Below are 5,409 nucleotides of genomic sequence, written 5' to 3' on the forward strand. Positions count from 1 at the left end.
AGGGATCAAAAAATGTTTAAACATATATACGCAGATGATGGGTTAAACTCATGCCCGAATTGCGGTAAGTCAATAACAGTAGGTGAGCTGATAAGATGATTAAGATTGATATGGAAATGCCGGAAAGCTGCGAAGATTGCAGATTTTTACTTCACATTAATAATGCAACTTGTTACGATTCTGTAAGTTTGCAGGAAGTTAATGATATTGAAATCAAACCAGTTTAGTGTCCATTAATTGAGTGTGAAGATGAAAACATTTAAAATCAAACTAGACGTGCCGAAAGATTTTAAGCCCGGGCAGTGCGAATGTTGCCCGTATAGTAATAACCACGATGATAAGCGGAAAGATTTCTGTGATTTAGATATACACGAACGCCATTTGTGGTGCATACTTGAAGAACTAGAATAATTAGTAAAAATGATAACTAAATTTTACCCTAATATCAGCTTGCTTAATAAGCCATTGGGTTATATAATATAAACATAAACAAGGAGGTAGTGAATGGATTATAACAGTTTTTTAAAAAACAAGACGTTTGTTCTTGAAAGTTCAGGGTTTGAAGTTGAGCGACAAGAATTAAACGAAATGCTCTATGATTTCCAGAAGGATATTGTAAGATGGGCATTGGCGAAAGGACGGGCTTGCATTTTTGCGGATTGCGGATTAGGCAAAACGCCGATGCAATTGGAATGGGCGAACCAGATACACAAAAAAACAGGCGGTAAGGTGTTGATACTTGCACCTTTAGCGGTAGCAGCACAAACACAAAGAGAAGGTATTAAATTTGGCATTGATGTTAAAATATGCGAAAGCCAAAGCGATGCAATTGACGGTATTAATATAACAAACTATGAAAAATTAGACCGGTTTGTGTCATCTGAATTTGTTGGAATCGTTCTTGATGAATCGAGTATCTTGAAATCATACACCGGCAAGGTGAGGACGTCGATAATTGATAACTTTAATAAAACGCCTTACAAATTAGCTTGTACAGCAACGCCAGCGCCTAATGATTTTATGGAGCTAGGCAATCATTCAGAGTTTTGTGGCGTTATGACCAGATCTGAAATGCTGTCAATGTTCTTTGTTCATGACGGTGGCGAAACATCGAAATGGCGACTAAAAGGCCACGCAGAGGATGTGTTTTGGCAATGGATGGCCTCATGGTGTGTTTTTATTGATAGTCCAGTTAATTTAGGCTATGAGGTAGGCGGTTACGATTTGCCTGAATTAATCATGCATGAGATTGTTGTTGATGGGAAAGAGCCAGTTAATGAACGCATGAGCCTTACAGAACGCCGCAACGCCAGGAAAGAATCAATGGCAGACAGATGCAATCACGCCGCCGGGCTAGTGAATGAATCTGATGAACAATGGCTGATATGGTGTGATTTGAACGATGAAAGCAAAATGTTAAACAATTTAATCAATGAATCGGTCGAGGTAAAAGGTTCAGATAAGCCAGACCATAAAACAAAGTCAATGATTGGATTTAGTGAAGGAACAGTTAAGCATTTAGTAACGAAACCAAAGATAGCCGGGTTCGGGATGAACTGGCAGCATTGCAACAATATGATTTTTACCGGTCTATCTGACAGCTATGAAGCGTTTTATCAAGCGTTGCGCCGGTGTTGGCGGTTTGGACAAGAAAAGACGGTTAATGTGTATATCATTATCAGCTCAAAAGAGGGATGTGTAAAAGAAAACATTGAACGAAAAAAGGCTGATTTTATCAAGATGCAAACAGCCATGATTGAATTAACAAAAGACATTACTAAAAAAGAATTAAAGAAAACGTGCCGGATTACCACAGAATATAAACCACAAAATAAAATGATACTACCAGAATGGGAGGAGTTTGAAAGTTATGAATATATTGAATCAGTTTGTTGCGGATAAATACGCTTGTTACAATGGCGATAGTTGTGAGGTGATTAAGGAAATACCAGATAACAGCATCCACTATACGCTGTTTTCGCCACCATTTTCAAGCCTTTACACATATTCGAATAGTGACCGGGACATGGGAAACAGCAAAGGTGATGAAGAATTTTTCAAACACTTTGAATTTTTAGTAAAAGAACTATACCGGGTGACGATGCCGGGGCGGTTATTATCGTTTCATTGCATGAACATCCCATTGATGAAAGAGCGTGACGGCGTTATTGGCTTAAAGGACTTCAGGGGCGATTTAATCAGAGTTTTTCAGTCACAAGGGTTTATATATCATTCAGAGGTTACCATCTGGAAAAACCCGGTTACAGAGATGCAACGGACAAAGGCGTTAGGGCTGCTACACAAACAGATAAAAAAAGATAGCGCTATGAGCCGCCAAGGTATTCCGGACTATATTGTCACGATGAGAAAACCGGGGGATAATCCAGAACGAATAACGCACACAATGGAGTCATTTCCAATCGACGTATGGCAAAACTATGCCAGCCCTGTTTGGATGGATATACGACAATCTGACACATTACAGAAAAAATCAGCACGAGCCGATAAAGACGAGCGCCATATCTGCCCGTTACAGTTGGAAGTTATCCAGCGATGCATTGAATTATGGACTAATCCGGGGGACATCGTATTTGATCCATTTGGTGGCATCGGTTCAGTTCCATACACAGGTTTGCGGATGGGGAGACGTGGGTTAGGTATCGAGTTAAAAGAAAGCTATTACAAACAAATGGAGCTAAACTTAAAAGGGGCTTTAAATGATGCAGTTATGGATATTCCAGTAGGCCAAATGAGCATTGAAAGTTTTTTAGCGGATGCCGGCCAGTCAAACAGTTGACTGTCCGGGATTACATAAAGGAGATATAATTGGATTTCAGCAAAGGTTATTACAAGTTTTTTATAGATCAGCAGTTACCAGATTTAAACAGCTATGTTAATGCGTGCCGTGGTAACAGCTACAAAGCAAATAACATGAAGAAGAAAGCAGAACAAGTAGTTAAATTGTGCGCTGAGCGGACGTTACAAGGCGTTAAAATAACTCATCCTGTGTTTATGCGGTACACATGGATAGAGCCAAACAAACGCAAGGACAAGGACAATATCGCCCACGCTAAGAAGTATGTGCAAGATTCATTAGTAAAGGCCGGGATATTAGAGGGCGACGGCTGGAAATACATTATAGGCTTTGAGGATAAATTTGAGATAGACAAAGAAAACCCTGGTGTATTGGTCGAGATAGTAGAAATCTATTAAGTGTAAAATATAGCACAAAAATAACAAAATATTACCCTTTGTTTTACTTGAATTATAACCTAACAAGGGGTAGTATTATATCAAGAAGGAGGTAATGAGATGGAAATAACAGAAGATGAAAGAAAAAGCTTAATCGAAATGACGATTGCATTGACTGAGTTCATGAACCATCATGAATTTGATGATGTTGTGAGAGTGTATCACGCATTAGTCGAACGGCTGAAAAGTGAGGGTAGCAATGCAGAAAATTAGCGACGTAGCCCATGAAATTATGGATCGTGATGGATTGAGCCAGGTTAATTTTACTAACAAGTGCGGCCTTGATACCGTTGTTATTAGCAGAGTATGTAATGATAAATACGTTGCAATGCGAACAATCGCAAAGATTTCCGAAGCGTTCCCGGAGTTTAAACAGTTCATAAAATATAAAAAATGCCGTATTTGCGGAAATGATTTCCTCCCCGGCAGAAGAACGGTTACGTGCTCAAAAGAATGCCAATCGAAAAACAATAAAGAAATAAAGCAACGGAACAATAATAAGAAAAGAAAAAGCACCATAACAGGAACTAATGCAGAGCGGTATAATTGGAGCATAAAAAACATAAAGAAGCCGGAAACAAATATAGTTCAGTTTATGAGCGGGAAATCATACGGCGACCGGCAACGGGAATACCTGCTAGGGATTCAGAAAACGCAAAGGATGGAAATAAGATGATTAAAAATGTAGAGGTTTACGGTTTAGAACAAAGCATTAAAGCGGCTAAATACCCAATGAGCGTGGATATCGATAGCTTGAATAGCGAAGTCACCAAAGGCGTTGAGAAATTAGCGACAAGCGGAATTGGACAGGCACATGATCAGTTTTTGACAGGCATAACGGTTCAGTTTGATTTAACCGGAACGAATAAATTCTGGGTAGAAGCTGAAAGATACCGGTTTTTATACTTTGTAAGCAGTCAAAGCACCATGCATCGGATCACAAAATTTAACCTGGATGAAGCATATATCGAGTACGTTGATTTTAGAATGATTGAAATAATGAAAGATAAAGTTGAGTGCTACAACATGGCTTGCGAAGAATTTGGAGCAAATAGCGAACAAGCGAAATTAATGTACCTGCAAATTTTATACAGTAATCCAGCCGGTTTTATCCTGACCGCCCGAATGACAACCAATTACCGCCAATTAAAGACGATCTATCAGCAACGGAAAAGCCACAGGCTACCGGAATGGCGTGAGTTTTGCAGATGGGTTGATACATTGCCGATGAGCTACTTTATAACTGGATGGAAACATGAATAAATGCGATTTTTGCGAAAACAGATGGAGTTGCAAATATAAAGAAACTGGTATTTGTTTGATGGATGAAGAAAGGGAAAAAGATGAAGAAGAAAGACGTATACAACAAAGCAAAAGCGACATGGGGTATTGATGCCCAGGTCACAAAGGCGGTTGAGGAACTGTCAGAATTGATAAAAGAATTATCAAAATTTCTGTTAGACGATGGTAACATGGAACACATCACTGAAGAAATGGCAGACGTTGAAATTATGATTGAACAATTGAAGCTTATATTTGAGAATAAAAAAGCGGTGAAGATTGTTAAAAAAGAAAAGATTCATCGGTTAAGTGATAGACTTGATGAAGAAGAAAAGCCAGCCGATAAGTCGTGTAATAATTGTAAAAACGTAGAATGGCACAGACATTATATATCATGTGCGATTGGCGGTTTTTGCCATAATCATTCAGGTTGGATAAGTAATGCCGAATAAGTGCCAATCGTGTTGGAATTACGGAAAGAGTATTATGTATTGTATTTTTAAGTGTTGTGAAGATGAAAAAAAGAAGCGGTTGAAAGAGGTTGAAAAAGATGAGAGATTACTTAAACGGTGAAGCCCGTACAAAAGTAGCGTATTTACGTGATATGGACGTGCTATACAAAGATTTAATTGACAGCGATAACGTGACAAAGGAAGAACGAACGGCGTTAAAACATGCTAATACGTGGCATAAAAAGGCTATTGTGATGATGAAAGAACGATTGCCGGATGATTTCAAGAAAATTGACAGGATGCTGAAAGACAATGTTATTGTGATGAAGCCGAAAATACAAGAATCGATTAACAATGGGGCAACGATTACCATTACTGACGATAGGCTCCGGGATATCCTAGAGGTCCTGATCAATGATCACTG

8 protein-coding genes are annotated in these 5,409 nt (G+C 38.8%); all 8 read left to right on the plus strand.

Annotated features, from left to right (window positions below; all coding sequences use genetic code 11):
• Positions 1 to 249 precede the first annotated feature (249 nt).
• On the plus strand, positions 250 to 411 hold the full coding sequence (locus PHO71_RS25030) for a hypothetical protein (RefSeq protein WP_300208910.1): 162 nt from the start codon (positions 250 to 252) through the stop codon (positions 409 to 411).
• Between the two features lie 93 nt (positions 412 to 504).
• Positions 505 to 1,902 carry a helicase-related protein gene (locus PHO71_RS25035; RefSeq protein ID WP_300208911.1) on the plus strand — a complete coding sequence of 466 codons (1,398 nt, stop codon included), beginning with the start codon at positions 505 to 507 and terminating at the stop codon, positions 1,900 to 1,902.
• On the plus strand, positions 1,871 to 2,797 hold the full coding sequence (locus tag PHO71_RS25040) for a DNA methyltransferase (RefSeq protein ID WP_300208912.1): 927 nt from the start codon (positions 1,871 to 1,873) through the stop codon (positions 2,795 to 2,797). The genes PHO71_RS25035 and PHO71_RS25040 overlap by 32 nt, the downstream gene beginning before the upstream one ends.
• Before the next feature lie 29 nt (positions 2,798 to 2,826).
• A complete protein-coding gene (locus PHO71_RS25045; RefSeq protein WP_300208913.1) occupies positions 2,827 to 3,213 on the plus strand; it encodes a hypothetical protein in 387 nt (128 codons plus the stop codon).
• A gap of 99 nt (positions 3,214 to 3,312) precedes the next feature.
• Entirely contained in the window at positions 3,313 to 3,465 is a 153-nt protein-coding gene (locus PHO71_RS25050) for a hypothetical protein (protein WP_300208914.1), read from the plus strand.
• Between the two features lie 333 nt (positions 3,466 to 3,798).
• Positions 3,799 to 4,515, plus strand: a complete 717-nt coding sequence (locus tag PHO71_RS25055) for a hypothetical protein (protein ID WP_300208915.1) — start codon at positions 3,799 to 3,801, stop codon at positions 4,513 to 4,515.
• An 80-nt stretch (positions 4,516 to 4,595) separates the two neighbouring features.
• A complete protein-coding gene (locus tag PHO71_RS25060; RefSeq protein WP_300208916.1) occupies positions 4,596 to 4,985 on the plus strand; it encodes a hypothetical protein in 390 nt (129 codons plus the stop codon).
• A 98-nt stretch (positions 4,986 to 5,083) separates the two neighbouring features.
• The coding region (locus PHO71_RS25065) for a hypothetical protein (protein ID WP_300208917.1) at positions 5,084 to 5,409 on the plus strand (326 nt) is incomplete at its 3' end.

Source organism: Bacteroides sp., from assembly GCF_028690125.1.
Lineage (GTDB): Bacteria > Bacteroidota > Bacteroidia > Bacteroidales > Bacteroidaceae > Bacteroides.

What these genes read in the sequence shown, in the direction of transcription:
- PHO71_RS25030 (WP_300208910.1), top strand. Translation starts at nt 250, where the DNA reads ATGAAAACATTTAAAATCAAACTAGACGTGCCGAAAGATTTTAAGCCC.
- PHO71_RS25035 (WP_300208911.1), top strand. Translation starts at nt 505, where the DNA reads ATGGATTATAACAGTTTTTTAAAAAACAAGACGTTTGTTCTTGAAAGT.
- PHO71_RS25040 (WP_300208912.1), top strand. Translation starts at nt 1,871, where the DNA reads ATGAATATATTGAATCAGTTTGTTGCGGATAAATACGCTTGTTACAAT.
- PHO71_RS25050 (WP_300208914.1), top strand. Translation starts at nt 3,313, where the DNA reads ATGGAAATAACAGAAGATGAAAGAAAAAGCTTAATCGAAATGACGATT.
- PHO71_RS25060 (WP_300208916.1), top strand. Translation starts at nt 4,596, where the DNA reads ATGAAGAAGAAAGACGTATACAACAAAGCAAAAGCGACATGGGGTATT.